Annotated in this window: 25 protein-coding genes, 1 tRNA gene and 1 pseudogene; 9 read left to right on the top strand and 18 right to left on the bottom strand. The window is 66.4% G+C overall.

The annotated features are described in order from the left end of the window. Positions 1-30 precede the first annotated feature (30 nt). The 6 genes from FPZ24_RS05660 to FPZ24_RS05635 form a co-directional block, all read right to left on the bottom strand. A complete protein-coding gene (locus tag FPZ24_RS05660) occupies positions 31-1191 on the bottom strand; it encodes a S41 family peptidase (RefSeq protein ID WP_186729091.1) in 1161 nt (386 codons plus the stop codon). 102 nt (positions 1192-1293) lie between these two features. After that, positions 1294-2688 carry a dihydrolipoyl dehydrogenase gene (gene lpdA / locus FPZ24_RS05655; RefSeq protein WP_146570109.1) on the bottom strand — a complete coding sequence of 465 codons (1395 nt, stop codon included), beginning with the start codon at positions 2686-2688 and terminating at the stop codon, positions 1294-1296. Positions 2689-2733: 45 nt separating this feature from the next. Beyond that, positions 2734-3087, bottom strand: coding sequence for an acyl-CoA thioesterase (locus tag FPZ24_RS05650; RefSeq protein ID WP_146570108.1), 354 nt, complete (start codon positions 3085-3087; stop codon positions 2734-2736). Further along, entirely contained in the window at positions 3084-3467 is a 384-nt protein-coding gene (locus tag FPZ24_RS05645; RefSeq protein ID WP_146570107.1) for an acyl-CoA thioesterase, read from the bottom strand. Before FPZ24_RS05645 ends, FPZ24_RS05650 begins: the two co-directional genes overlap by 4 nt. Next, complete coding sequence (locus FPZ24_RS05640) at positions 3460-3681, bottom strand: hypothetical protein (protein ID WP_146570106.1); 222 nt, start codon at positions 3679-3681, stop codon at positions 3460-3462. The genes FPZ24_RS05645 and FPZ24_RS05640 overlap by 8 nt, the downstream gene beginning before the upstream one ends. 3 nt (positions 3682-3684) lie before the next feature. Then, a complete protein-coding gene (locus tag FPZ24_RS05635; RefSeq protein WP_146570105.1) occupies positions 3685-4977 on the bottom strand; it encodes a pyruvate dehydrogenase complex dihydrolipoamide acetyltransferase in 1293 nt (430 codons plus the stop codon). Positions 4978-5120: 143 nt separating this feature from the next. Here FPZ24_RS05635 and FPZ24_RS05630 point away from each other — a divergent pair, with 143 nt between their 5' ends. Next, positions 5121-5576 (top strand): universal stress protein, encoded by a 456-nt coding sequence (locus tag FPZ24_RS05630; RefSeq protein ID WP_146570104.1) that lies wholly within the window; start codon positions 5121-5123, stop codon positions 5574-5576. Positions 5577-5910: 334 nt separating this feature from the next. Beyond that, positions 5911-7680 (top strand): TIR domain-containing protein, encoded by a 1770-nt coding sequence (locus tag FPZ24_RS05625; protein WP_146570103.1) that lies wholly within the window; start codon positions 5911-5913, stop codon positions 7678-7680. Between the two features lie 63 nt (positions 7681-7743). Here FPZ24_RS05625 and FPZ24_RS05620 read toward each other — a convergent pair whose 3' ends face one another. From FPZ24_RS05620 to FPZ24_RS05605, 4 genes are all read right to left on the bottom strand, one after another. Continuing rightward, positions 7744-8694 carry an RcnB family protein gene (locus FPZ24_RS05620; protein ID WP_146570102.1) on the bottom strand — a complete coding sequence of 317 codons (951 nt, stop codon included), beginning with the start codon at positions 8692-8694 and terminating at the stop codon, positions 7744-7746. 133 nt (positions 8695-8827) lie between these two features. Beyond that, complete coding sequence (locus FPZ24_RS05615) at positions 8828-9313, bottom strand: GAF domain-containing protein (RefSeq protein WP_146570101.1); 486 nt, start codon at positions 9311-9313, stop codon at positions 8828-8830. Between the two features lie 100 nt (positions 9314-9413). Then, positions 9414-9839 (bottom strand): alternative ribosome rescue aminoacyl-tRNA hydrolase ArfB, encoded by a 426-nt coding sequence (gene arfB, locus FPZ24_RS05610; RefSeq protein WP_146570100.1) that lies wholly within the window; start codon positions 9837-9839, stop codon positions 9414-9416. An 8-nt stretch (positions 9840-9847) separates the two neighbouring features. Next, positions 9848-10498: an RluA family pseudouridine synthase gene (locus tag FPZ24_RS05605; RefSeq protein ID WP_146570099.1), complete on the bottom strand. Its 651-nt coding sequence runs from the start codon at positions 10496-10498 to the stop codon at positions 9848-9850. A gap of 95 nt (positions 10499-10593) precedes the next feature. On the opposite strand from FPZ24_RS05605, the gene FPZ24_RS05600 reads away from it, so the two are divergent. After that, on the top strand, positions 10594-11343 hold the full coding sequence (locus tag FPZ24_RS05600; protein ID WP_240047634.1) for a M15 family metallopeptidase: 750 nt from the start codon (positions 10594-10596) through the stop codon (positions 11341-11343). Between the two features lie 56 nt (positions 11344-11399). On the opposite strand, the gene FPZ24_RS05595 is transcribed toward FPZ24_RS05600, so the two are convergent. Continuing rightward, positions 11400-12344, bottom strand: coding sequence for a DUF2171 domain-containing protein (locus tag FPZ24_RS05595; RefSeq protein ID WP_146570098.1), 945 nt, complete (start codon positions 12342-12344; stop codon positions 11400-11402). 255 nt (positions 12345-12599) lie between these two features. Here FPZ24_RS05595 and FPZ24_RS05590 point away from each other — a divergent pair. Beyond that, a tRNA-Ala gene (locus FPZ24_RS05590) sits at positions 12600-12675 on the top strand. Between the two features lie 17 nt (positions 12676-12692). Here FPZ24_RS05590 and yghU read toward each other — a convergent pair. Further along, positions 12693-13563 (bottom strand): annotated as a pseudogene (gene yghU, locus FPZ24_RS05585) (glutathione-dependent disulfide-bond oxidoreductase). Between the two features lie 91 nt (positions 13564-13654). On the opposite strand from yghU, the gene FPZ24_RS05580 reads away from it, so the two are divergent. Beyond that, positions 13655-14884 carry an NAD(P)/FAD-dependent oxidoreductase gene (locus FPZ24_RS05580; RefSeq protein WP_146570097.1) on the top strand — a complete coding sequence of 410 codons (1230 nt, stop codon included), beginning with the start codon at positions 13655-13657 and terminating at the stop codon, positions 14882-14884. Positions 14885-15019: 135 nt separating this feature from the next. Here FPZ24_RS05580 and dinB read toward each other — a convergent pair whose 3' ends face one another. Beyond that, on the bottom strand, positions 15020-16096 hold the full coding sequence (dinB, locus tag FPZ24_RS05575) for a DNA polymerase IV (RefSeq protein WP_146570096.1): 1077 nt from the start codon (positions 16094-16096) through the stop codon (positions 15020-15022). Between the two features lie 140 nt (positions 16097-16236). On the opposite strand from dinB, the gene FPZ24_RS05570 reads away from it, so the two are divergent. Further along, positions 16237-17718 carry a S41 family peptidase gene (locus tag FPZ24_RS05570; protein ID WP_420853390.1) on the top strand — a complete coding sequence of 494 codons (1482 nt, stop codon included), beginning with the start codon at positions 16237-16239 and terminating at the stop codon, positions 17716-17718. Between the two features lie 112 nt (positions 17719-17830). Further along, the gene (locus tag FPZ24_RS05565) at positions 17831-18580 is read left to right on the top strand and encodes an NUDIX hydrolase (RefSeq protein WP_146574209.1); all 750 of its coding nucleotides are present in this window, start codon (positions 17831-17833) and stop codon (positions 18578-18580) included. 1 nt (position 18581) lies between these two features. On the opposite strand, the gene FPZ24_RS05560 is transcribed toward FPZ24_RS05565, so the two are convergent. From FPZ24_RS05560 to FPZ24_RS05550, 3 genes are all read right to left on the bottom strand, one after another. After that, positions 18582-19136, bottom strand: a complete 555-nt coding sequence (locus FPZ24_RS05560) for a hypothetical protein (RefSeq protein WP_146570095.1) — start codon at positions 19134-19136, stop codon at positions 18582-18584. A 199-nt stretch (positions 19137-19335) separates the two neighbouring features. Beyond that, entirely contained in the window at positions 19336-19602 is a 267-nt protein-coding gene (locus tag FPZ24_RS05555; RefSeq protein WP_146570094.1) for a hypothetical protein, read from the bottom strand. Between the two features lie 143 nt (positions 19603-19745). Next, positions 19746-20489 (bottom strand): Bax inhibitor-1/YccA family protein, encoded by a 744-nt coding sequence (locus FPZ24_RS05550; RefSeq protein ID WP_146570093.1) that lies wholly within the window; start codon positions 20487-20489, stop codon positions 19746-19748. A gap of 192 nt (positions 20490-20681) precedes the next feature. Between FPZ24_RS05550 and thpR the strand changes: the two genes are divergently transcribed. Beyond that, positions 20682-21230 carry an RNA 2',3'-cyclic phosphodiesterase gene (thpR, locus tag FPZ24_RS05545; RefSeq protein WP_146574207.1) on the top strand — a complete coding sequence of 183 codons (549 nt, stop codon included), beginning with the start codon at positions 20682-20684 and terminating at the stop codon, positions 21228-21230. Here thpR and FPZ24_RS05540 read toward each other — a convergent pair. Further along, positions 21224-21787, bottom strand: coding sequence for a DUF2939 domain-containing protein (locus FPZ24_RS05540; protein ID WP_146570092.1), 564 nt, complete (start codon positions 21785-21787; stop codon positions 21224-21226). The genes thpR and FPZ24_RS05540 overlap by 7 nt on opposite strands. Positions 21788-21853: 66 nt before the next feature. Then, positions 21854-22384, bottom strand: coding sequence for a superoxide dismutase family protein (locus FPZ24_RS05535; RefSeq protein ID WP_146574204.1), 531 nt, complete (start codon positions 22382-22384; stop codon positions 21854-21856). Positions 22385-22471: 87 nt separating this feature from the next. On the opposite strand from FPZ24_RS05535, the gene FPZ24_RS05530 reads away from it, so the two are divergent. After that, a complete protein-coding gene (locus tag FPZ24_RS05530) occupies positions 22472-23968 on the top strand; it encodes a DUF4403 family protein (RefSeq protein WP_186729090.1) in 1497 nt (498 codons plus the stop codon). The last annotated feature ends 71 nt before the right edge of the window (positions 23969-24039 follow it).

Genomic DNA, 24039 nt, shown 5'->3' with positions numbered 1-24039 from the left:
ATCCGCGCCTTTCACCACATCGCGCGACGTTTAGCGACACGGCTTGAGCACGACCTTTTCGCGCGGCGCCCCGGCGACGGAGTAGATGCGTTCGGCCGGAAACTTCACCCGCAACCCTGTCTTGGGGAGGTCGAAGTCGTAGACGCCGCCCTTGAGCCCGGCCATCGGCCCGCCACAGACCCGCTTGCCGAGCGCGAGGAATCCGACCGCCATCCCCTCGCCCATGCTGCCCGTCCAGCGGCCCGCGCGTACGCTGACCGGGCCGGGATGATATTTGCCCGCGCGCGGCAGGACAAATTCGACCCATTGCCGCTTGATGCCCGTCTCGCGCTCTTCGGACGGCAGCTGGTGCATCTGGTACGGCATCGGCTTGGTCACGAACCATCCCATCACCGCCCGTGCGATCGCCGTCGTGCCGCCGGACGGTACGTCGGTGACGTCGATCACCACCGGCGCCTTGGCCGGCAGCTTGGCCATCGCCGCGTCGAACGCCTTGATCGTGTCGAGATCGCCGATCGAATTGTTGAAGCGGACCGTCGTCACGCCACTTGCGGTCGTCACGGTCAGCGCGGGGCGGTCGGGCTGGTCCTTGTAGAGACTGTCCAACGTCAGCGTGCGCTCGCCGGCCGGACCGGCGAAGGTCAGCACGCGCGGCCGGTCCCGCCGCCCCGCCGCAATCACGCGCGCCGCAAAGGGCGCGCGCTCGCCGATCGGCTGCAGGCCCATCCGCGACCAGAATGCGGCGACCGCGGCGTTAATCCGCTGCCCGTCCGCCTCGATCAACCGCTCGCCGACGCGAACCCCGGCCTTCGCTGCGACGCTGCCGTCCTTGACCGCATCGACGACGTACGCGTCGCCCTTCTTGACGATCCAGATGTCGGCATAGCTCGGCACGATCGCCCAATCGTCCTTGAACGAACTACCCGTCAACGCGTGGTGATCGGCGAGCGCGGCGATCATGTCCTCGGCATAGTGGAGCAACGCGTCGCGATCGCGCACCGCGTCGCGCTCGGCATTGAGCTGCGGCGACGACGGCACGACGCCGCCCGGCAGATCGTCCATGTACGCGTAATTGTCGCGGATCAGCCCTTCGAGCGCTTTTGCGTCGGACGCATAATCGGCGGCGCCGAGCTTGTCCGCCGGCGCTGCGCCAAGAAGCAGCACGCTTGCTGCGACCAACGCATATCTCATCACGGCCTTCCCCTTTCCGTCATGCCGGACTTGATCCGGCATCCCGCTTCTTTCTTACCCCGAAGAAGCGGGACCCCGGCTCAAGGCCGGGGTGACGAGTTCCTAGATATGCAGCGCCCGCCCGTACGCCGCCAGCACGCTTTCGTGCATCGCTTCGCTGATCGTCGGATGCGGGAACACCGTTTCCATCAACTCCGCCTCGGTCGTCTCCAGCGTCTTGCCGACCGTATAGCCCTGGATCATCTCTGTCACTTCGGCGCCGATCATGTGCGCGCCGAGCAGTTCACCGGTCTTCGCGTCGAACACCGTTTTCACGAAGCCTTCCGCCTCGCCCAGCGCAATCGCCTTGCCGTTGCCGATGAACGGGAAGGTGCCGACCTTCAGCTCGTAGCCGGCTTCCTTCGCCTTCGCCTCGGTCAGCCCGACGCTCGCGATCTGCGGGTGGCAATAGGTGCAGCCCGGGATGTTGAGCGGATCCATCGCGTGCGGATGCTTGCCCGCGATCGCCTCGGCGGCGATCACGCCTTCATGGCTCGCCTTGTGCGCCAACCAAGGCGGCGCGGTGATGTCGCCGATCGCGTAGAGGCCGGCGACGTTGGTCTTGCAATCGGGCCCGGTCTTCACGAACCCGCGATCGGTCTCGACGCCCAGCGCCTCCAGGCCGATATTCTCGGTATTCGGCACGATGCCGATCGCGACGATGACGTGGCTGAACTCGGCGGTGGTCGCCTTGCCGTCCTTGTCCTTGATCGTCGCCTTCACGCCCGACGCGCCCACCTCGAGCTTGTCGACGCCGGCCTTGGTCATGATCGTCATGCCCTGCTTCTTCAGCGCCTTTTCCAGGAAGGCCGAGACGTCGGCATCCTCGACCGGGACGAGTCGGTCGAGCATCTCGACCACCGTAACATCCGAGCCCATATCCTTGTAGAAGCTCGCAAACTCGATTCCGATCGCGCCCGACCCGATGACCAGCAGCTTGGTCGGCATCTCGCTCGGCGTCATCGCGTGGCGATAGGTCCAGATGCGCTTGCCGTCGGCGGGCGTGCCCGGCAGGTCGCGCGCCCGAGCGCCGGTCGCAACGATGATGTTCTTCGCGGTCAGGACTTCCTTGCCCTTGTCGCCGCTCACTTCCAGCTTGCCGCCGCCGAGCAGCTTGCCGGCGCCCATGTGCACGGTGATCTTGTTCTTCTTCATCAGGTGCGTGACGCCCTGATTGAGCTGCTTCGCTACCCCGCGCGAGCGCTTCACGACGGCGTCGAGATCGGCGGTGATCTTCTCCGCGGCTAGCCCGTAATCCTTGGCATGCTGCATGTAGTGGAAAATCTCTGCCGAGCGCAGCAGCGCCTTGGTCGGGATGCACCCCCAGTTGAGGCAGATCCCGCCGAGCAGTTCGCGCTCCACGATCGCGGTCTTCAGCCCGAGCTGCGCAGCGCGGATCGCCGCGACATAGCCGCCGGGCCCGGAGCCGAGGATGATGAGGTCGTAAGTGTCAGCCACTGGGGAGTTCCTCGCTAGAATCGACGGAGATATGGGGTACGGTAATCATCGCTCCATCCCCACGAACACGAAATTGCCCTCGGCGACTTTGGCCACCGCTTCACCGTGCCGGTCGCGCTTCCACGCTTCGGTCGCGATCGTCATCGAGGTGTTGCCCTTGGCCGCGACTTCGGCCCAGACCGACAGTTCGTCGCCGATCGCGGCGGGTGCGGTGAAGGTGAAGCCGTCCGCCGCCACCACCGGGGCACGCTTGCCGCTCAGCCGCGACGCTAAGCTACCGCCGGCCAATGCCATCTGGCCGAACAGCCAGCCGACGAACGCGCTGCCATAGGGATTGGCGTCGGCGGCCATCACCGTCACGCGGATGTCCGGCATGCGCTCAGGCGGCGTCGCGCTCATTCCGGCACCACCGCGCGCGGTTTCCGGTCCTGGTCGATCGCGACGAAGGTGAAGCGCGCCTCGGTCACGCGGCGGAAATCGTCGCGGTGGCGGTCGCGCGCGAACGCCTGGACATCGATCAGCATCGACGAACGCCCGACCTTGGCCAGCTCGGCGTAGACCGACACCTCGTCGCCGATATGCACCGGCGCGTGGAACTGCATCCCGTCCATCGCGATCGTCACCGCGCGGCCGTGCGAGTGGCGCGCCGCGATCAGCCCGGCGGCCGAATCCATCAGGCTCATCAGCCAGCCGCCGAAAATGTCGCCATAGGCATTGGCATCGGCCGGCATCGCGGTGACGCGGATCGACGGCTCGCGGTTCGGCGGCGTGTCAGTCATCCGCGCCCTGCTTCGCGCGCAACGTATCGATCCGCCACGAATCCCAGAACGGCTTGAACCCCAGCGCAGCGACGATCGCGATCGACACCCAGCCGATCGGCCAGATCGTGTCGGCACCCTGCGGATAGCTCCACGCGGCACCCCAGGCGATAAGGTACGTCACCCCGGCGCTGGCGAGCATGTAGCAGAATTCGGCGATCGTCCGCCCCGACATGGCTTAAGCCAGCATGCCCAGCGGGTTCTCGATCAGCGCCTTGAACGCCTGCATCAGTTCGGCGCCGTCGGCGCCGTCGATCGCGCGGTGGTCGAAACTGCCGGTCGCCGACATCACCGTCGCGACCCCCAGCGCGTCGTCGATCACGTACGGCCGCTTCTCGCCCGCGCCGATCGCCATGATCATGCCCTGCGGCGGGTTGATCACCGCCTCGAACTGCTTGATCCCGAACATGCCCATGTTGGACAGGCTCGCAGTGCCGCCCTGATATTCCTCGGGCTTGAGCTTGTTGTCGCGGGCGCGGGCCGCGAGGTCCTTCATCTCGGTCGAGATCGCGGCGACGCCCTTGGTGTTGGCGCCCGCGATGATCGGCGTGATCAGGCCCGACGGCGTCGAGACCGCGACCGAAATGTCGGCGCGGCTGAAGCTGATCAGCTGGTCAGGTGTAAACATCACGTTGCACTTCGGCACCTGGATGAGACTGGCCGCGAGCGCCTTGATGATGAGATCGTTGACCGACAGCTTCACGCCGCGACTTTCGAGGCTCTTGTTGAGGTCGCCGCGCAGCTTGAGCAATTTGTCGAGCTGGATGTCCACCGTCAGGTAGATGTGCGGGACCTGCTGCTTCGATTCGGTCAGGCGGCGCGCGATCGTCTTGCGGACGTTCGACAGCTTGGTCGCCTCGTGCGGAATGTCCGGGATTGTCGCGGGCTTGGCGGGTGCGGCGGCTTGTGCAGGCGCCTCGGCCGTCGACACGGTGCCGGCCTGCGCGGGCGCCGCGCCGGGCTTCGCGCCCTCGACGTCCGCCTTGACGATCCGGCCGTTGGGACCCGAGCCGGTCAGCGCGGAAATCTCGACGCCCTTTTCGGCGGCCAGACGGCGCGCGAGCGGCGATGCCTTCACGCGATCGCCCGACGCTGCGGGCGCGGGAGTCGGTGCAGGCGCAGGCGCAGGCGCAGGCGCAGGGGCTTGCTTGGCCTCTTCCTTCGACGCCTCCGCCTTGGGTTCTTCCTTCTTCGTCGCGGGCGCAGCCTTCGCGGCGGACGCATCCTCACCCTCGCCCGCCAGGATCGCGATCACCGCGCCGACCTTCACGTTGTCGGTGCCCTCCGGCACGACGATCTCGGCGATCACGCCTTCGTCGACCGCCTCGAATTCCATCGTCGCCTTGTCGGTCTCGATCTCCGCCATCAGGTCGCCCGACTTGACCGTATCGCCCGCCTTGACCAGCCACTTGGCCAGCGTCCCCTCCTCCATCGTCGGCGACAAAGCGGGCATCTTGATCTCGATGGGCATTCACGAGTCCTTTTGCGGATCGTCCTGGGGAGGCGGACAGTCGGGAAACGCTTTCGCGCCCGGTAAGGTTCGGGTCAAGACCGTGACGCTTGCGCAAGGGTCGGTTCCGCGCCACCTATCGTCGAAACGAAGGGTCCCGACGCATGCGCATCTACCTGGTGGTGGTGGACGACAGTCCCGAAGCCGAAGTGGCGCTCCGCTTCGCGGCGCGGCGCGCGGTCAAGACGGGCGGCGGCGTCGAGATATTGGCGTTGCTTCCGCCGCAGGAATTCATTGCGTTCGGCGGCGTCCAGGCGACGATCGAGGCGGAAGCCCGCCAGCATGCCGAGGCGCTGGTCGCCGGCGCGGCGGGGACGTTGTTCGAGGAATCGGGACTGAAACCCGCGATTACCGTGCGCGAAGGCGACGGCCCCAAGATCATCCACGAGATGATCGAGGACAACGCGGAGATCGCCGCCCTGGTGCTCGGCGCGGCGGCGAGCGGCGCGCCCGGTCCCCTGGTCGCGCACTTTGCGGGCGCCGACGCAGGCAAGCTGACCGTCCCGATCATGATCGTCCCGGGCAGCCTGGACCGCGACGGGATCGACCGGCTCAGTTAGCCGATGCTGATTGAATCCTCCGAACCCGGTTTCTGGCAGAGCGTCGTGGCTGATATGATCTTCCACCCGCATCGGGAATCGTTGGGTGGCAGGGCATCGTGATCTTCGTCGCGATCCTGGTAGTTATTGCAATATTGCATGAGCTGCCGATGGCGATCCTACGCTGGCTTTTTCGCCGCGCCGGTGATTCCTATTCAAAAGCCAACGGCCTACCGCCACTGGGCAGCGACGACACACGCCCGCCTTGTCCCTGACCGGCGCTGAAGCGACGGCAACGCCCTTGCAGCCCTCGCAACCGCTCGCCTAGAACGGCCGTGGCGTTGGGGGGCGTGTTTTGGCCGATATCTTCATTTCCTATGCGCGATCGACCGAGCGTCACGCCGCACTGGCGGCGGAGGCGTTGCGCTCGGCCGGCTATCACGTGTGGCGCGACGACGAACTCCCTGCGCACCGCGCCTATGCCGAGGTGATCGAGGAGCGGCTGCGCGCGTCGAAGGCGGTGCTGGTCATCTGGTCGGCGGACGCGATCAAGTCGCAATGGGTCCGTGCCGAGGCCGATGCCGCACGCGAGGCGGGTACGCTGGTGCAGATGAGCATCGACGGCCGCAAGCCACCCCTGCCCTTCAACCAGATCCAGTACGCCAACCTGAAGGATTGGGCCGGCGGCATCGAGGCAGCGGGGTGGCGCAAGGTGCTGGAGAGCATCGCGGCGCTGATCGGCGGCGACGCGGCGGCGGCGGAAGATGCGGAGGCCAGTCGCTCCGCGAGCATCAAGGCGGTTTCGGTCTGCGTCCTCCCGTTCCTCAACATGAGCGGCGACGCCGAGCAGGAATATTTCAGCGACGGGATCAGCGAGGACATCATCACCGACCTGTCCAAGGTCTCCGCGCTATCGGTGGTCGCGGGCAATACGGCCTTCACCTACAAGAACCGCAATATCGACGTGAAGACCGTCGCCCGCGAGCTCGACGTGACGCACGTGCTCGAAGGCAGCGTTCGCAAGGCGGGCGGGCGCGTGCGGATCAGCGCGCAATTGATCGACGGTTTCGAAGGCGACCATATCTGGGCCGATCGCTACGACCGCGAACTGACCGACATCTTCGCGATCCAGGACGAGATTTCGAAGGCGATCGTCAGCGCGCTGCGCGTGACCCTGCTGCCCGGCGAGAAGAAGAAGATCGAGACGCGCGGGACCGCCGATCCGGAGGCGTACAACCTCTATCTGATGGCGCGGCAATATTGGATCACCGGCAACAAGGGCGACCGGCGGCGCGACGAAGTGGTCGTGCGCATCTGCCAGCAGGCGACGCGGATCGACCCGAACTATGCCCGCGCTTGGGCGCTGATGTCGCTGGCCCAGGTCGAGCGGCGCTTCTGGCACGGCATCGAGACCGAGAATGCCCTGCCCGCCGCCGAAAAGGCGCTGGCGCTCGACCCCGACATCGCCGAGGCCTATTGCGTCCGGGCGCGCTACCTCCAGCTCGAGGGCAAGCTGGCCGAGGCCAATGCCGCGCTCGACACCGCGCTACGGCTCGATCCGGAGAATTGGGAGGTCAACAAAGAGGTGGCGTTCCTGACTTTCGGCCAGGGCCGTATCCGCGATTCGATCCCGTTTTTCGAGAAGGCCGCGTCGCTGATGGATGCGGACTTCCACGATTCGAGCATGCTGGTGACGTGCTACAGTTCGCTCGACGACAAGCCGAACGCGCGCCGCTGTGCGCGGTTGACGATCGAACGGGCGGAAAAGGCGATCGCGCAGGATCCGAGCAACGGCTTTGCGCTCGGCACCGGGGTGATGTCGCTGGCCGCGCTCGGCGATGCGGCGCGTGCGAAGGAGTGGACCGAACGCGCGGTGCTGATCGATCCCGACAACATCTCGATGCGCTACAATCTAGCGTGCGGACTTGCGTACCTCCGCGAGTTCGACGCGCTGATCGACATTATCGGCCCCTATTTCGCCGCGGTCAGCATGACGCAGCTCAAGCACAGCGCGGTCGATCCCGATCTCGACGAGGTGCGCGGCGATCCCCGCTTCCGCGCGATGACCGAGGCGGCGCTCACGCGCTTGGGCGCAACCTGGGCCGATTTGCCCAGCCACACATAAGCAAACCGCCCGCCGCCAAGGGAGAGGCAGCGGGCGGTGTTCTCCCCTTCCAGGAAGAAACTCTTAGCTGCCGCGGATCGGCGCCGGTGCGCGTACGCAGCTGCAACGCGGCTTGGCCCGCGGACGCCACTTGCGGACAACCTTACGATAGACCCGCTTCGGCGCAACGTAGCTGCGCTCCTCGATATATTCGGTGGTCGTCGTCGTGGTCGTCACCGCCCCCGGCATCGTCACCGTCACCACCGAACCCGGCGACACATAATAGGTCTCGCCATAGGGGATGCGCGGCATCGGCCCGGCCGGATAGCCGCCCGCATATCCGCCGCCGGTCGTGTAGGTGTAGGTCGTGGTCGAGGATGACGATCCGCCGTAACCGGGTGCCGGATAGGGCGCGCCATAGCCGGGACGGGGCTGCGGCGCCGGATAGCCGGCCTGGGGCGGATAGTCGGCATAGCCGCCCGCATCGTCCTGATCATAAGCGTAGCCGCCCTGATTGCGGTCCCAATCGACGCTGCCGATCGTGTCGTAGACGGTGCCGTACTGATCGATCAGCACCGCATCGTTGTAATAGCGGCTCCAGTAATAGCCCGACGGCGGCGTGCCGAGGCCGTACATCTGCCAGTCGCTGATGATGTAATTCGGCGAGACCCAATAGCCGGGCAGACGCTTGCCGCGCTTCATCCGGGTATAGCCGTTCCAGCCGCCCGGCGCCTGGACGCCGGCCCACCAGTAACCGCCGACCCGGCTGCCCCAGCGGCTGCGGCCGTTCCACTGCCCACGGTTGCCGCCGTTCCACTGGCCGTTCCAGCCGCCCCGGTTGGGACGCGGCATCGGCGCGGGGTTCGGACGCGGCATGTTGCCCTGCCAGCCGCCAGGCTTTGGCATCGGGGGCACCGGCTTCGGGTTTGGCATCGGCATCGGGCGCTGACCCTGCGGCCCGAGTCGCTGCGCGTCGGCTGCCGTTCCGCCGAACGCCATTGTCGCCACAACCGCAGCAATCACGAGGCTTCGCATGGTTAACACTCCCTGTTTCCCGTCGCGACCGTTAACCACGATCGCTCGATCTGTCCTGAGCAGTGCTACCAAAAGTCGCGGTTTTCCGCCAGTTTCGGGACGGATGGAATCACGTCCCGATCTGGGTCGGGATTCAGCCGTTAACCCTGTCGCTTAACATCCGCGCGATCGCCTCGATGCCGGCGGCATCCTCGGCATCGAACCGCGCGGCGTTCGGGCTGTCGAGATCGATCACCGCGATCAGGCGATCGCCGTCGAGGATCGGCACGACCAGCTCGGACCGGCTCGCGGCGTCGCAGGCGATATGCCCGGGAAAGGCGTGGACGTCCTCGACCAGTTGCGTCTCGCGCGTCGCGGCGGCGGCGCCGCACACGCCTTTGCCGATCGGAATGCGGATGCACGCCGCCTTGCCCATGAACGGGCCGAGGACGAGTTCGTCGTTCAGGTTACGGTAGAACCCGGCCCAGTTGAGGTCGGGCAGATACTGCCACAGGATCGCGGCGGCATTCGCCATGTTGGCGATGGAATCGGGCTCGCCCGCGGTAATCGCGTCGATCGCGAACAGGACATCGCGGTAAAGATCGGACTTCGAACCGGTCGAGACTTCAAAGGCGTACATGTATGCTCCGTCGCCCCGACGGAGGCCGGGGCCGCCGCGTGATATGAGCGCTTCTCACCAAAAATCCAGCGGCCCCGAGGCTCCACCGGGGCGACGGTAACTAATCCAGCCTAACCTTACCTCGTCCAGCTTTCACCGAACTCCGCCCCTTCTTCTCGTGCACGCGCCGCGCCTTGGCGGCCTTGCTCGGTTTGGTCGGGCGGCGCTTCTTCGGAACGATCGTCGCCGCGCGGATCATCTCGAGCAACCGGTCGCGCACTTCCTGACGGTTGAGCAGTTGCGACCGCGCGCCTTCGCTACGCAACACGAGCACACCCTCGTTCGTCATCCTGGAGCCAGCTAGCACCGCCAGTCGGTTCTTCACCGCGTCCGGCAGGTTCGGCGAGGCCGCGACGTCGAACCGCAGGATCACCGCGCTGTCGGTTGTGTTGACATGCTGCCCCCCGGCCCCGCCCGACCGCGTGAAGCTTTCGTCCAGTTCCTCGCTGTCGATGCTGATCGAGCGCGTGACGGGGATGCTCGGCATGTCGCGCCTTATGCGTTCCCGAACCCGGCCTTCGCGAACCGGTCGGGCAATGGCGCGATCGCGGCGATATCGTCCTTACCCTCGCGCGGCACGATCAATTCGGCCGCATGGAGCAGCATCCCAACCGGATCGGCCTTGCCGTACACCGGATCGCCGACCACCGCCGCGCCCAGTCCTTCCAGCGCATGGATACGGATCTGATGCGTCCGCCCTGTCTCGGGCTGGAACTCGACCAGGGTCCGCCCGTCCTGCACGCGCAACGCCCGCCACGCCGTCCGCGCCGACTTACCCTTGGGGTCGCCGGTCATTCGCCAGCCCTTCTCGCGCGTCGATACCTTGCCGAGCGGCAGGTCGATCACGCCCTCCCCCTCGACCACACCTTCGAGCACCGCGAGATAGCGCTTCTTCACCAAATGCTGCTCGAACGCCTGCTGGAACTTCGCGTGCGCCTTGGGATTGCGCGACAGCAGCAGGCAGCCCGACGTGTCCTGGTCGAGCCGATGCACCGCCACCGGCCAGCGCTTGAACCCGAAGGTCAGGCTGTCGAGGTGGTTTTCCAGGCTGATCGCGCCGTTGCGCGGACGATCGACCGGCAGCCCCGCAGGCTTGTCGATGACCAGCGCCTCGCCGTCGAGGAACAACACTCTATCCGCTAACATGCCCAGCCCCTTGCCACCCCGCGCGCCGCTATGCCAGTGACCCTGCGCTTTTGGTCGGGAGCGTGTCGATGCGAGTACGGTGGTTGGCATGGTTGATGATGCTGCTTCCGACAGCCGCCATGGCGTTTACGCCCGTCACGCTCTGCCCCGGCCAGAATGTGGAGCCGATGGCCGACGGCCGCATGCTCGGCCACCTACCCTATGCCGAGGCCAACCCCGCCGATCTGGTGACAATCCCCGGCGACTTCGGGGTCGGGCGGCCATGCGTAATGCATCGCGATGCCGCCGCCGCGATGTCGCAATTGCTCGCCGCCGCCGATCTCGTCCCCGCGGTCAAAGGCAAGCTGCGCGGCATCTCCTGCTTCCGCACCATCGAACGTCAGCGCTCGATCTTCTGCAGCCAGATCGGCCCCAAGAAACGCTGCGCCAACGCCGCCGAGCGCGCCAAGTCGTCGGGCCCTCCGGGCTATAGCGAGCACGCCACTGGTTACGCACTAGACTTCGCGATCCGCCCGCTGACCAAGGGATGCGGCGACGTCAGCGACTGCATCGCACGCACCGCGCCGGGCAAATGGCTGCTGCAGCACGCCCCGGAGTTCGGCTTCGAACTCTCCTTCCCGGCCGGCAACGCACAGGGCGTGACATGGGAACCCTGGCATTGGCGTTGGGTCGGCACCAGCGCGGCGGCGCCGGGTGCCGCGACCGCTCGCGCGCTGTTCACGACGGCCCGCACGCGCTTTCCCGCGTTGCCGGGCATCCGCGATGCCGTCGTGCCGCCCGAATGGCAGAAGGCGATCGCGCCGACGCCCACCGCCAGCCCGACGCCGGTCTGGCCCAAGCCATAAAAAATGGGGCGCGGACCTCCCGGTCCGAGCCCCTCCCGTCAAACGGGTGATGCTGCTCAGTACGTGCCCGAGAAGCTGCGATTGAGGATACGGCCTTGCGAATCCTCGTCGCGATTGCGGTCGTCGTCGCCGAAGAACGCGCCGCGCTCCTCGTCACGCCAATGCGCCTTCGCTTCGTCGGCGGTCTTGCGCACCGTCACCTTATCGTCGACGCTCTGGATCCATCGCGACGGAATCGAGTGGTGGCGGCCACCGGCATCGGCGTCACTCTTGGTCAGGATGATGCGGTCGCCGCGGACCTTGTCGACCGTGCCAATATGCTCGCCGTCGGAGCCGACCACATCCATATGCTCGTTAACACGGCTCAGCGATGTGCGCTGGCCTTGGCGTTCGGTGCGCCACGTGCCGAACTCGTTCGAGAACTTCTGCTGATTCTCGCGACGATATTCGTCGTAATCGCGGTCTAGCGCGTCGATCTGGCCCGATCGCCACGTGTGATAATCGCGGTCGCGGGCGTTCTGCGCGTCCATCTGGCGGCGGCGCTCGGCATCGTCGTCGCCGAACCACGAGCGGACTTCGTCGCCGGCACGGTCGAGGAAGCCGCGATTCTGTCGATCGTAGCCTTGGGCTTCGCGCATATAGCCCAGATTGCCGTGGTAACCGCCGCTACTGGCACCACCGCCTGCGCCACGACCATAATCGCGGTCGCGCTGGAATTCGCGATTGCCACCATAACCGGAGCCGTAGTCGATCGCGTTATAGTCGCTATAGCCACGATCGCTCGCGCTGGTGCGATAATCGTTGCCGTACTGGCTGCCATATTGGCCACCCCGGCTCGCGAAATCCTGCGTTCGGTTGCGGCTGTAATAACCGCGCTCGCCATAATCGTCGCGACCATAGCCGGGATTGCTGCCGGTGCCGTAATCGCGTGCGGCGGCTTCGTCGTTGTCGCGGTTCCAATCGTCCTGCGATCGTCCGCGCGGATAGCGTTCATAGCCCATCGAAATAGCTCCTATTCTGCTGGTTCGATGGTGGGCGCGGCAAAGGGGGGAAGCCACGTCCACCTGACCGTCAAAACGGCGGAGAATCCGGCGGGGTTCCGACATTTCGTCGCAAGTTGACGCAGGTTAACGACTATCCCGCGCACCCCGCCGCGAACGGTTGCGCGGGCACGGCGGGCTGCGTGTTGCAAAGGCGGAAAATGGTCGTTAGAGGCCACCGCTCCCGAGGGCCGAAGCCGCTTTCGGGGGTGGAGCGGGGCTGTAGCTCAGATGGGAGAGCGCTGCAATCGCACTGCAGAGGTCAGGGGTTCGATTCCCCTCAGCTCCACCATTCCCTGCCATTGACGATCACCCTTCCGCCGGCGCGAGCTTGTCTTGCGTCTTGGTCTCGAAATCGCGCGCGTCGTGGCGTTCCCATAGCTGGCCTGACGGATCTCCCACCACGCGATTGACCATCCGGCCGCGCTGAACCGCGGGGCGCGCGAAGATTTGGTCGGTCCAGCGAATGACGTTCTTGTATTCGTGCGCCGACAGGAATTCGGCGGCGTCGTACGCCAGCCCCTTCACGACCGCGCCGTACCAAGGCGCCGTCGCCATGTCGGCGATCGTGTAGTCCGCGCCGCCGAGATATTCGCTCTCGCCCAGCCGGCGGTCGAGCACGTCGAGCTGGCGCTTCACTTCCATCGCATAGCGGTTGATCGGATATTCCTGCTTGAACGGGGCGTAGGCGTAGAAGTGCCCGAACCCGCCGCCCAGGAACGGCGCCGATCCCATCTGCCACATCAGCCACGACATCACTTCGGCCCGCGCCGGATAGTCCTTCGGCAGGAATTCCCCGAACTTCTCGGCGAGGTAGACCAGGATCGCGCCCGATCTCGAATACGCGGACGGGCGCTGCCTCGCTATTGTCGACCAGTGCCGGGATCTTCGAATTGGGATTGGCTGCGACGAACCCGCTGCCGAACTGGTCGCCCTGGTTGATGCGGATCAGCCAGGCGTCGTACTCGGCGCCAGTGTGGCCGAGCGCGAGCAATTCCTCAAGCATCACCGTCACCTTCACGCCGTTGGGCGTCGCCAGCGAATAGAGCTGGAGCGGATGCTCGCCGACCGGCAGTTCCTTGTCGTGCGTCGCCCCCGCGATCGGGCGATTGATGTTGGCGAAGGCGCCGCCATTCTCCTTGTCCCAAGTCCAAACCTTGGGCGGAACATAGTCGGTCATGCGCGGTCTCCTCGATCGGTTGCGCCAGAGATAGGAAGGCCCGTCCCGTTCGGTAAGCGGAACGAGTTTGCCGGCCACAACTTTTACTTTTGTGACTTCATCCGCGCAAAACATCGGCCTGACCGAACATCGCGACTTGCGCGGCGGGCGGCCGTGCTGGACCGCCGACATCGACAAAATACCCGCGTCCGATCCCTTGCCCGACGGCCCCGTCGACATCACGATCGTCGGCGCCGGCGTGGTGGGAGCGATGCTCGCCGACCGGCTGACGCGCGACGGGCGCGAAGTGCTGCTGCTCGACCGCCGCCCGCCGGCGCATGGCAGCACCGCCGCATCGACCGCGCTGGTGATGTGGGCGGCCGACGTGCCGCTGACGCATTTGGCCAAAGAGATTGGCGAGGCGGAGGCCGCGCGGCGGTGGCGACGGGTCTATGCCGCGATGCGCGATCTGGCCGCGCATATCGACGCGACCGGGATCGATTGCACGCGGATCGACCGACCCGAATTGTACCTGGCCGGGTCGTTGCTCGATGACGATGCGCTGCGCGCCGAAGGCGAGATGCGGCGGGCGCATGGTCTGTCCTCGACCTTGCTCGACGCCGCGTCGGTCGCCGAGCGGTTCGGGATCGCGCCGCGTGCCGCCTTGCTGTCGGAGGGCTGCTACGAAGTCGATCCGGTGCGGCTGACGCAGGGTTTGTTGCGGCGCGCGCGGGCGCAAGGTGCGCGGGCGCATTTCCCCTGCGACGTCGTCGGGCTCGACGGCACGACGCTGATGCTCGACAACGGCCGGACCGTCGCGGCGAAACATGTGATCCTGGCCGGCGGCTACGAGCGAGCGACGTTATTCCTCCCGCCAGCCTTCACAGTGGGATCGAGCTACGCCATCGCGACCGCGCCCGGCACGGCGCCGTTATGGGGAGGCGACGCGCTGATCTGGGAGGCCGCGTCGCCCTATCTCTACACGCGCGCGACCGCAGACGGGCGGATCATCGCGGGCGGCGAGGACGAGGATTTCGCCGATGCCGACCGACGCGACGCCCTGATCGGCGCGAAGAGCGGGACGATCCCAGCAAAGCTCGCGGCGATGATCGACGTGCCGGACGTGGCGGTCGATTGCGCGTGGAGCGCTGCGTTCGGCGACTCGCCCGACGGCCTCCCCGCGATCGGCCGTGCGGCCAACCACGACAAGCTCTGGCTGGCGAGCGCGTTCGGCGGCAACGGCGTGTCGTTCGCGGCGCTGGCGGCGGAAATCATTGCAGGCGACCTGGCGGGGACGCCCGACCCGGATGCCGCGTGTTTCGACCCGTACCGGTTCGGCTAGGCATCAATCCTCCCCCGCCAGGGGGAGGTGGCGCCGAAGGCGACGGAGGGGGCGGATACGCTCAGGTTGGTTGGTCGCTGACCTCCCCCTCCGTCAGCTGCGCTGACACCTCCCCCTGGCGGGGGAGGATTTCTTTTATTCCACCGGCAAAGCCAACTGATCGGCCTCGTCGAGCGGCGCCATCGACGCCAGCGTCACCCCAACCAGCCTGATGCCCATCCGCAGCGGGAACAGCGTCGCCGCCAGCCGCTCCGCCACCGTGATCAGATCGGCGTGGCTCGCGACCGCGCCGCCGAGCGTCTTGCTCCGCGTCACGATCTGGAAGTCGGCGTAGCGCGCCTTCACCACTACCGTCTTGCCGCTCGTCCGCGTCCGCTCAACCCAATCCCACACCTGGTCCGCCATGCGCCGCACCGCCGCCAGCACCTCCTCCGGCGTTTTGAGATCGTGCTCGAACGTCGTCTCCGACCCCGACGATTTGCGCGGGCGGTCGGGCGTTACCTCGCGATCGTCCTCACCATGCGCGATCTTGTGGTACCAGGCGCCCGACTTGCCGAAATGACCGACCAGGAACGCCGGGTCTCGCGCGCGCAGGTCGGCCCCGGTCACGATTCCCAACCGATTGAGTTTCTCCGCGGTCTTCGGTCCGATGCCGTGGAATCGCCCCACCGCAAGTCCGGCCACGAAGTCCGCCCCCTGCCCCGGCGGGATGACGAACTGGCCGTTCGGCTTGTTCTGGTCCGACGCCAGCTTGGCGAGGAACTTGTTATAGGAAATCCCGGCCGACGCGGTCAGCTGGGTCGCCTCCAGGATACGCGCGCGTATCTCGCTCGCGGTGGCAGTCGCCGACGGCAACCCCTTGAGATTGGCCGTGACGTCGAGATACGCCTCGTCGAGCGACAATGGTTCGACCAGCGGCGTGTAGTCGTGAAAGATCTCACGGATCTGGCGCGACACGTGGCGGTACACCTCGAACCGGTGCGGCACGAAGATCAAGTCGGGGCATCGCCGCAGCGCGACCACCGACGGCATGGCCGAGCGCACGCCGAACGTCCGCGCCTCGTAACTCGCCGCCGCCACCACTCCGCGCCCGGTCGCCGATCCGACCGCCACCGGTCGGCCGCGCAACGCCGGGTCGTCGCGCTGTTCGACCGACGCGAAAAAGGCATCCATATCGACGTGAATGATCTTGCGCGTCACGGTGAAAACCATGGCCGTTGCCGTTCGGCAACACAATCAAAGTTAATGGAAACACTATCGAAGTTAACGCTCTTGCCCAAATTTGGGCGCTTTGCTGATGGTAAAGCGCGCAGCAAGGAATCCCCCCACCCGCCGCGTAATGTGAGGCAGAGATGCAAGTGACCCGGTTCGGACGCGCGATGAGCACTATCGCCGCGATCTCGATGCTCGCCGGCTGCGGCGGCGGCGCTGGCAGCGCGGGAACTAGCACGAGCAGCATCTCGGTCGTCGCGGCCTCAGGCTCGAGCAGCACGCCCGCGGCCGACGCGAACGGCAACGCCAATATCGAAATCGCCGGCTGTTCGCTGCGTGAGCGCCAGAACTGGGCCTACGCGCAGTTGAAGGAATGGTATCTGTTCCCGGACACGATGCCCGCCAGCCTCGACCCCACGCCCTATCCGACCGTCCAGGCCTATGTCGACGCGCTGACCGCGACCGCGCGCGACCAGCGCAAGGATCGTAACTTCACCTATGTGACGTCGATCAAGAGCGAGGATGCCTATTACAATTCGGGATCGAGCGCCGGGTTCGGCGTCCGCCTGTCGTACGAGAAGGCAGGCCGCGTGTTCGTCTCCGAGAGCTTCGAGGGCGCGCCCGCCCTCGCCGCCGGGATCGACCGTGGCACGGAAATCCTCGCGGTCGGCACCACGGCCGACAACCTGAAGAATGTCACCGATATTCTCGCCGATTCGGGCGCGCAGGGCTTCAGCGACGCGCTCGGCGCCTCGACTGCGGGCACCAGCCGCGTGCTGCGCGTCAGCACCGGCGGCGTCGTCAGCAACGTGACGCTGACCAAGACCGACTATACGATGACGCCGGTGTCGAACCGCTACGGCGCGAAGATCATCAGCGAAGGCGGCAAGCAGTACGGCTACGTCAACCTGCGTACCTTCATCTCGACCGCCGACCCTGCGCTGCGCGATGCGTTCGCCCAGTTCCGCGCCGCCGGCGTCACCGACATCGTCGTCGATCTGCGCTACAATGGCGGCGGGCTGGTCTCCATCGCCGACCTCGCGGCCGATCTGATGGGCGGCAATCGCAACGCCACCGACGCGTTCGAATTCGCCTCGTACCGGCCGGAAAAGCAGACCAACAACACATTCCACTATTTCAAGAGCCAGCCGCAATCGATCGCGCCGACTCGCATCGCCTTCATCGGCACGGGCGGCACCGCATCGGCCAGCGAATTGCTGATCAACGGCATGCGCCCGTACTTGCGCAACAACGTCGCGCTGATCGGGACCAACACCTACGGCAAGCCGGTCGGCCAGATCGCGATCGACAAGACGTCGTGCGACGACCGGATGCGCATCATCGCCTTCTCGCTGAAGAATGCGGACCGCGACGGCGACTATTACGACGGGTTGGCGAGCAAGATGGAATCGAGCTGCCAGGCCGGCGACGACCTCGCCTACCCGATGGGCGACCCGCGCGAAGCCTCGACTCGCTCGGCGCTCGACTTCCTGCAGGGCAAGACCTGCACGAAGATCGGCGCGAGCAGCGGCATCACCACGATGTCGGCGAAGCGGCCGCGCGAACTGATCGTGCCGGTCGATGCCAGCACCGCGCAGCGCGAGACGCCTGGGTTGTTCTGACGCTCCGGCGTCACCCCAGCGCAGGCTGGGGTCTCGGGCAATTTCGCTCTAGCGCTCGAGATCCCAGCGTGCGCTGGGATGACGGATTTGATACGGCGGTCGCGTGACCGATATCCAGCCCGCCATCCCCGCCGCTACGCTCGTCCTGATCCGCGATCGCGCGGACGCGGCGCCTCACCTATTGATGGTCGAGCGCGCTAAGGCGATGGCGTTCGCCGGCGGTATGTTGGTGTTCCCCGGCGGCCGGATCGACACAGGCGACTATGCGCTGGCGGCGTCCCATGGACTGGACCCCGAGGACGGCCCCGCGCGGATCGCCGCGATCCGCGAAACGATCGAGGAAACCGGTGTTGCGATCGGGCTGACCCCCGCGCCGGACGCGCAGCAGCTATCCGCGATCCGCGCGGCGCTGCACGACGGCGAGGAACTGGGGACGCTGCTCGAGCGGTTCGACCTTACGCTGGATCTCGGTGCGCTGACCTATTTCGCGCGTTGGCTACCGGCGCACGCGCACATGCGGATCTTCGACACGCGCTTCTATCTCGCGCGCTGGCCCGAAGGCGCGCCCGAGCCGAAGGTCGACGACACGGAAAACGTCCGCTTGCTCTGGGCCAGCGCGAGCGAGGTGCTGGCCGATTGCGACGCCGGTCGCGCGAAGGTGATCTTCCCCACCCGCCGCAACCTGGAACGCCTTGCGCTCTATAGGGACTACGACCACGCCGTCGCGCACGCCCTCGCGCACCCGCCCCGCACGATCACGCCGTTTTCGGAGGACCGCGACGGCGTCCCGCACCTCTGCATCCCCGACGACCTCGGCTATCCGGTCACAGCCGAAAAGCTGACGGGCGCGATGCGCGGCTAGATCAGTTCGACAGCGCCGTCCCGGTATCGACCTTCTCGACCCAGGCCGGGAAGAAGCTCGGCTGGCGGTTCGACCAGCCCGATGCGGTCGCGGCGGCTTCGCTGATCGACTGGAGCAGCTTGCGGCGCAGTTCGGGATGGAGATGCGGCAATGCCGCCGCCGCGCAGAACGCGCCGGGCAACCATGGGCGGACTTCCGCACCGATCAGCCGCTCATACAGGAAGCGATAAGCCGAGAACGACGTGAGGCGCCCCTGCCCCAGGTCGAACGCCGTGACGGTGACCAGCGGCGCCATGAACATTTCGATCGCGTCGAGCCCGCTGTCGTCCGGCACTATCTGGCGAATTTCTTCGAGCCGGTCGTAGATCCGGGCCTGCGCACGAATGCTCGCGGCTTCGACCGCGTCCCGCGACCAGCGCAGCATCGCGTCCTCCCGCTCCAAACCCACATCGAGGCTGCGCCGGACATAACGCTGCGTCGATGAGGCGAACCCCGCAAATTCCTTCATCTCGGCCAAAGTCATCGCGCCGTCGGCCGGTCTCTTACTGGCACCCATACGAACACCCCACCCGCTACCATGCGAGGAGAATGATGCGCCCATATGGTTAACGCATTGCTTAACGCGTCAGTCGCCCCGCGTTCATGATGGAATCACGGATCGTGCTGCGGCGCAACGAAGATTGCGACGAAGCGAGTCATCCGTGCGGATCGGTTAACGAGTGAGGGATTTCGGCAACGGTTTACGGCAGCGGTGCTTACGCGTCCTGCTGCCGCTCCGCTTCCGCCGCTTCGTCGAAGCCCGAGGATTTGGGCGGCTCGCCCTTGTCGCCAGGGCGCGTGGCGGAGGGCGGGTCGGAGGCGTCCATCGACTCGTCGAGCCCGCGGTCGAGCTGAGCGTCGCTGTTCTCCGGGTCCTTCTTCAGCCGCTTCTCGATCGACTTGTCCTGGCCAGCATCCTGCGCCGGATCCTGTGCGACGGCTTCCTTGCCAGCGTCGCTGCCGGTGGTGGGATGGTCGCTCATGATGCTCTCCTGATGAACGTTACGGGTGCGAAAACGTCTGCGCAGGGAGTCGTGTTCCAGCTTTTTTCGCTGATCCCGATCAACCAACAAAAAAGCCCGGCGGATCGCTCCGCCGGGCCGTTCCGTGTGCCGGTCGATCCGGCCTAATTGCGGCTGCTGCCGAACAGGCGGAGGATGAACAGGAACATGTTGATGAAGTCGAGATAGAGGTTGAGCGCCGACATGATCTTGGCGCGGCCCTCATTCTCGGTCCCGGCGACGTAGCTGTAAATGCTCTTGGTGCGCTGGGTGTCGTAGGCGGTCAGCCCGGCGAAGATCAGCACGCCGATCACGCTGATGACGAGCGCCACCGGCCCCGAATGCAGGAACGCGTTGACCAGCATCGCGACGACCAGACCGACCAGGCCGACGATCAGGAAGCTGCCGAACGCCGACAGGTTACGCTCGGTGGTGTAGCCCCACAGGCTGAGCCCCGCAAAGCCCGCCGCGGTCGCGAAGAACGCGCCGGCGATCGACGAGTTGGCATAGGCCAGGAACAGCGTCGAGAACGACGCGCCGAGCAAGGTCGCGTACGCCCAGAACAGCGCTTGCAGCGTGCCGGTCGCCATGCGATTCTGCCCGAAGCTCATCGCGAACACGATGGCGAGCGGCGCGAACGTCACGACCCAGCCGAGCGGCGACAGCCCGCCACGCGACACCAGCGCCTGGTACGCGCCCGAATAGAACACGCCCATTGCGACGATGCCGGTCAGCAGCACCGCCGAGGCCATGTAGTTGTAGACCGAAAGCATATAGGCGCGGAGCCCCGCGTCATACGCGACGCCGCGCGCGTCGGTCGCGGCACCGACGGGCGCCAGACCGGGACGGGGATCAGACCAATTGGCCATCGAAGATAACTCCTCTTGGACGGCCCTTATGGCCGTTCCCGGACAATATCGTAGTTCCGCGTGACTTGTTCAAGCGAAACACGACGAGGTAACCATAGTCGTCATGCCAGCGAAAGCTGGTATCTTTTTGTGGCGTGGGCAGCGATGGCCCGATCCGCTAGAGACCCCAGCTTTCGCTGGGGTGACGAATTGATGCACCGCCTGTTCGTCGCCCTTCGTCCGCCACCAGCGATCCGCGCCTTGCTCGGCGCGGTGCAAGGCGGCGTGCCGCACGCGCGGTGGCAGGATGACGAGCAAATGCATCTGACGCTGCGCTATATCGGCGAAATAGACCGGCCGATGGCGGAGGATGTCGCGGTCGCGCTCGGCCAGGTTCACGCCGCCGCGCCGAGCGTCGCACTGGCCGGGGTCGGCGCGTTCGACAAGCAGGGCCGCGTCGATGCTTTGTGGGCGGGCGTCGCGCCGCACGACGCGCTCGCCGCACTTCACAAGAAGGTCGATCAGGCGCTGGTGCGGATCGGCCTGGCGCCAGAACGCCGTGCCTATCTGCCGCACGTTACACTGGCTCGCTTGCCGCGTTCGGCCGGTGGCGATCCCGCGATCGAGCATTGGCGCGCGCGGCACGCCGGGCTCACCAGCGCCCCGTTCACGCTCGACGCGATGATCCTGTACGAAAGCCGTCTCGGTCGCGACGGCGCGCAATACGACGCGATCGCGCGCTTCGCACTGGACGCTCAATGACCGAACAGGCTGCGCGTCCCCCGCTCGGTCATCTCCGGTGACAAGCGGATGCCCGACAGCCGCCAGCCTAGCCCATGCGCGGTGAATACCAGCCCGATCCCCGGGCTGGCGTTCCTACCGCGTGCGACGAACCGGCCCAGCGTTTCGCGATCGACCACGACGTCGCGCGCCAGCGCCCCGGGGTCCCCGACGCTGCCGGAGAATCCCGGCGCCGATGCGCCGGTTCTACCCAGCATGGCGCGTGCTGTCTCGGGCGTGACGAGCGCGTCGATCTGGCGGTCCATCGCCTCGACTTGCGTGGCGGCGCGATCGGGTACCGACCAGCCCGGCGGCAGGCTCGATTCGCGGCGCGGCTGGCGCGCGGACGCGGCGTGGAGCTGATCTTTCAGGTCGGCGCGCAACGCATCGAAATCGACATAGCCGATCATCGCGTCGACATCGTGACGCTCGGCCGCGACCTGGATGCCGTAGAGCGTCACCCACGGCGAGGTGATGTACCAGCCGCAAAACCCCGCAAACGCCACCGCGCCCAGCGATCCGACTTGCCAGCCCTTCATCACGCGCTCCCGCCGATCCGCAGAAGGCCTTGCCGGACAAGGGGTTAAAGCAGCGTTTGCGCCAGGCTATCCGGCGACGAGCACCCCACACGCGATGCGCCCGCCCGAATTGCCCGAGGGATCGGTCATCATGTCGTCGACATCGGCGTGGAGCACCATCGCCGCACCGTCGGCATCGAGCAACGCGTCGAAGCTCGCGCCCGGCAGGTTGATCCCGACCGTCCCGCGCCCGTCGGCGCCGATCGACAGATTGGGCAAGTCGCCGCTGTGCGGTCCTTGCGGGTTCATCGTGCCGTGCTTCATGCCGGTCGGGTTCCAGTGCGGCCCGGCGCTGGCGAAATCGGGGCCGTCGCAACGCCCGACCGTGTGGAGGTGCGCGCCGTGCATCCCCGGCGGCAGGAACCGCGCGTCGATCGTCACGCGCAGCCCACCAGCGACCTCACGCACCGTCGCCCGACCGACTTCCTTGCCCGCCGGCGTCCGCAGCGTCGCCACCGCGACTCGTCCGCCCGCGACCGGCGCGCCGACCGTCGGCTTGTCGTCACACCCCGCCAGCGCCAAAACCGCAGCCGCCGCCGTCACATAGCCGATCCGCATCATGCCCTCCGGGAGTCGTTTCATTTGCAACCCTCGACTTGTTCGCGCGGTTCCGCAAGACTGGCGCCGGGCAAAATGGGGGCTGGAATGACGCGATGGATGCTGGGCCTGGCACTGGTGCTGGCCGCGTGCAGCCACGATACGGGCGACATCCCCAAGCGCGTCGATACCGCGCCCGATATCCCGCAACTCGCCTCGACCATCGTCGTGCCGGTCAACGCCAAGCTCGCCGACCTCGCCGCGGAGATCAACCGCGCGACGCCGCAGACGCTCTGGACGATCGATCGCCAGGAGGAGGCGTGCGTCCCCGCGCAGCGCATCACCGCCTGCGCGATCAAGCGCAAGGACGGGTCGTGCCGCATCGGCATCAAGAAACTGAAGGTTACGCCCAACCTGTCGTGCCGGATCGTCGGCCAGGCGGTGCGCGGGCCGATCAAGCTGTCGGGCAACGGGTCGGTGCTGACGCTGACGCTGCCCGTCCGCGCGACCGTCAGCGCGCAGGATATCGGGCATTTGATCAAGCGCGAGACGGCGACCGGGGCGGCGAACGTGCGCGCTACGGTCAAGCTGTCGCTGACCCGCGACTGGAACCCGGTCGCGACCGTCCGCATCGCCTATGACTGGACCAACCCGCCGGGGATCGACATCTTCGGCAAGCGGATCGTCTTCGTCGACAAGGCCGATGCGAAGCTGAAGGGCGTGATCGCGGGCCTCGAACGCAGCCTGCCCAAGCAACTGGCGAAACTGCATGTGCGCGAGCGACTGTCGGCGGCATGGCAACAGGGGTTCACCGTCATTCAGCTCAACCGCGAACGCCCGCCGGTATGGATGCGCACCACGCCGCAGGCGCTCGGGTTCGGCGGCTATCGCGTGAAGGGCGGCGACCTGCTGCTCGACGTCCAGGCCAAGACGTTGACCGAAACCTTCGTCGGCGACAAGCCGAGCGACCCCACCCCCACCCCGCTCCCGCCGCTCGCGTCGGGGCTCGGACAACAGGGCCTCGCGTTCAACATCCCGGTCCTCGCGCAATTCGACCAGCTCGAGCCCGTCGTGCTGCGCGCGCTGGAGAAACGTGCCGCGAAAGGGATCACCCTGCCCAAGCTCGGCCCGGTCGACGCCGAATTCGGCAAGGTCACGATCTACGCGACCGAAGGCGGTCGGCTGGCGGTCGGCGTGTGGGTCAAGGCGAAGCTCCGCAGCGGATTCATGGGCGAAACGCGCGGCGAGGTATGGCTGTCGGGGTTGCCGATCAACGAGGAGAATTCGGAGCGCATCAACATCACCGACCTCAAGATCGCGACGCGCACCAACAGCAAGGCGGTCAACATGCTGATCGCGCTGTTCGACGATCCGCAGACGATCGAAGCGATCCGTACCGCGCTGACCGAGGATTTCGCGAAGGACTATACAAAAGTTCTGACCGCCGCCCGTGCCGCCATCGCCGCGCGGCGCGCGGGCGACGTGCTGCTGTCGGCGAACATCACCAAGGTGACACACGGGAAAATCACGGTGACCGGCAAGGGGCTTTTCCTGCCCGTTCAGGCCTATGGAACGGCGACGATCGCGTATCGACCGGGGCGCTGACGCAGGCGAAACGCCGCAACGATTGCACTTCTCATCGCCGCCGATTTCGCTAGGCTTCGGCTTCGGCAAGG

The sequence above is a fragment of the Sphingomonas panacisoli genome, assembly GCF_007859635.1.
Lineage (GTDB): Bacteria > Pseudomonadota > Alphaproteobacteria > Sphingomonadales > Sphingomonadaceae > Sphingomonas > Sphingomonas panacisoli.
This window is presented reverse-complemented; position numbering and strand designations above follow the sequence as displayed.

What these genes read in the sequence shown, in the direction of transcription:
- FPZ24_RS05660 (WP_186729091.1), bottom strand. Translation starts at nt 1,191, where the DNA reads ATGAGATATGCGTTGGTCGCAGCAAGCGTGCTGCTTCTTGGCGCAGCG.
- FPZ24_RS05650 (WP_146570108.1), bottom strand. Translation starts at nt 3,087, where the DNA reads ATGAGCGCGACGCCGCCTGAGCGCATGCCGGACATCCGCGTGACGGTG.
- FPZ24_RS05645 (WP_146570107.1), bottom strand. Translation starts at nt 3,467, where the DNA reads ATGACTGACACGCCGCCGAACCGCGAGCCGTCGATCCGCGTCACCGCG.
- FPZ24_RS05640 (WP_146570106.1), bottom strand. Translation starts at nt 3,681, where the DNA reads ATGTCGGGGCGGACGATCGCCGAATTCTGCTACATGCTCGCCAGCGCC.
- FPZ24_RS05635 (WP_146570105.1), bottom strand. Translation starts at nt 4,977, where the DNA reads ATGCCCATCGAGATCAAGATGCCCGCTTTGTCGCCGACGATGGAGGAG.
- FPZ24_RS05630 (WP_146570104.1), top strand. Translation starts at nt 5,121, where the DNA reads ATGCGCATCTACCTGGTGGTGGTGGACGACAGTCCCGAAGCCGAAGTG.
- FPZ24_RS05620 (WP_146570102.1), bottom strand. Translation starts at nt 8,694, where the DNA reads ATGCGAAGCCTCGTGATTGCTGCGGTTGTGGCGACAATGGCGTTCGGC.
- FPZ24_RS05615 (WP_146570101.1), bottom strand. Translation starts at nt 9,313, where the DNA reads ATGTACGCCTTTGAAGTCTCGACCGGTTCGAAGTCCGATCTTTACCGC.
- arfB (WP_146570100.1), bottom strand. Translation starts at nt 9,839, where the DNA reads ATGCCGAGCATCCCCGTCACGCGCTCGATCAGCATCGACAGCGAGGAA.
- FPZ24_RS05605 (WP_146570099.1), bottom strand. Translation starts at nt 10,498, where the DNA reads ATGTTAGCGGATAGAGTGTTGTTCCTCGACGGCGAGGCGCTGGTCATC.
- FPZ24_RS05600 (WP_240047634.1), top strand. Translation starts at nt 10,594, where the DNA reads ATGATGCTGCTTCCGACAGCCGCCATGGCGTTTACGCCCGTCACGCTC.
- FPZ24_RS05595 (WP_146570098.1), bottom strand. Translation starts at nt 12,344, where the DNA reads ATGGGCTATGAACGCTATCCGCGCGGACGATCGCAGGACGATTGGAAC.
- dinB (WP_146570096.1), bottom strand. Translation starts at nt 16,096, where the DNA reads ATGGTTTTCACCGTGACGCGCAAGATCATTCACGTCGATATGGATGCC.
- FPZ24_RS05570 (WP_420853390.1), top strand. Translation starts at nt 16,237, where the DNA reads ATGCAAGTGACCCGGTTCGGACGCGCGATGAGCACTATCGCCGCGATC.
- FPZ24_RS05560 (WP_146570095.1), bottom strand. Translation starts at nt 19,136, where the DNA reads ATGGGTGCCAGTAAGAGACCGGCCGACGGCGCGATGACTTTGGCCGAG.
- FPZ24_RS05555 (WP_146570094.1), bottom strand. Translation starts at nt 19,602, where the DNA reads ATGAGCGACCATCCCACCACCGGCAGCGACGCTGGCAAGGAAGCCGTC.
- FPZ24_RS05550 (WP_146570093.1), bottom strand. Translation starts at nt 20,489, where the DNA reads ATGGCCAATTGGTCTGATCCCCGTCCCGGTCTGGCGCCCGTCGGTGCC.
- thpR (WP_146574207.1), top strand. Translation starts at nt 20,682, where the DNA reads ATGCACCGCCTGTTCGTCGCCCTTCGTCCGCCACCAGCGATCCGCGCC.
- FPZ24_RS05540 (WP_146570092.1), bottom strand. Translation starts at nt 21,787, where the DNA reads ATGAAGGGCTGGCAAGTCGGATCGCTGGGCGCGGTGGCGTTTGCGGGG.
- FPZ24_RS05535 (WP_146574204.1), bottom strand. Translation starts at nt 22,384, where the DNA reads ATGCGGATCGGCTATGTGACGGCGGCGGCTGCGGTTTTGGCGCTGGCG.
- FPZ24_RS05530 (WP_186729090.1), top strand. Translation starts at nt 22,472, where the DNA reads ATGACGCGATGGATGCTGGGCCTGGCACTGGTGCTGGCCGCGTGCAGC.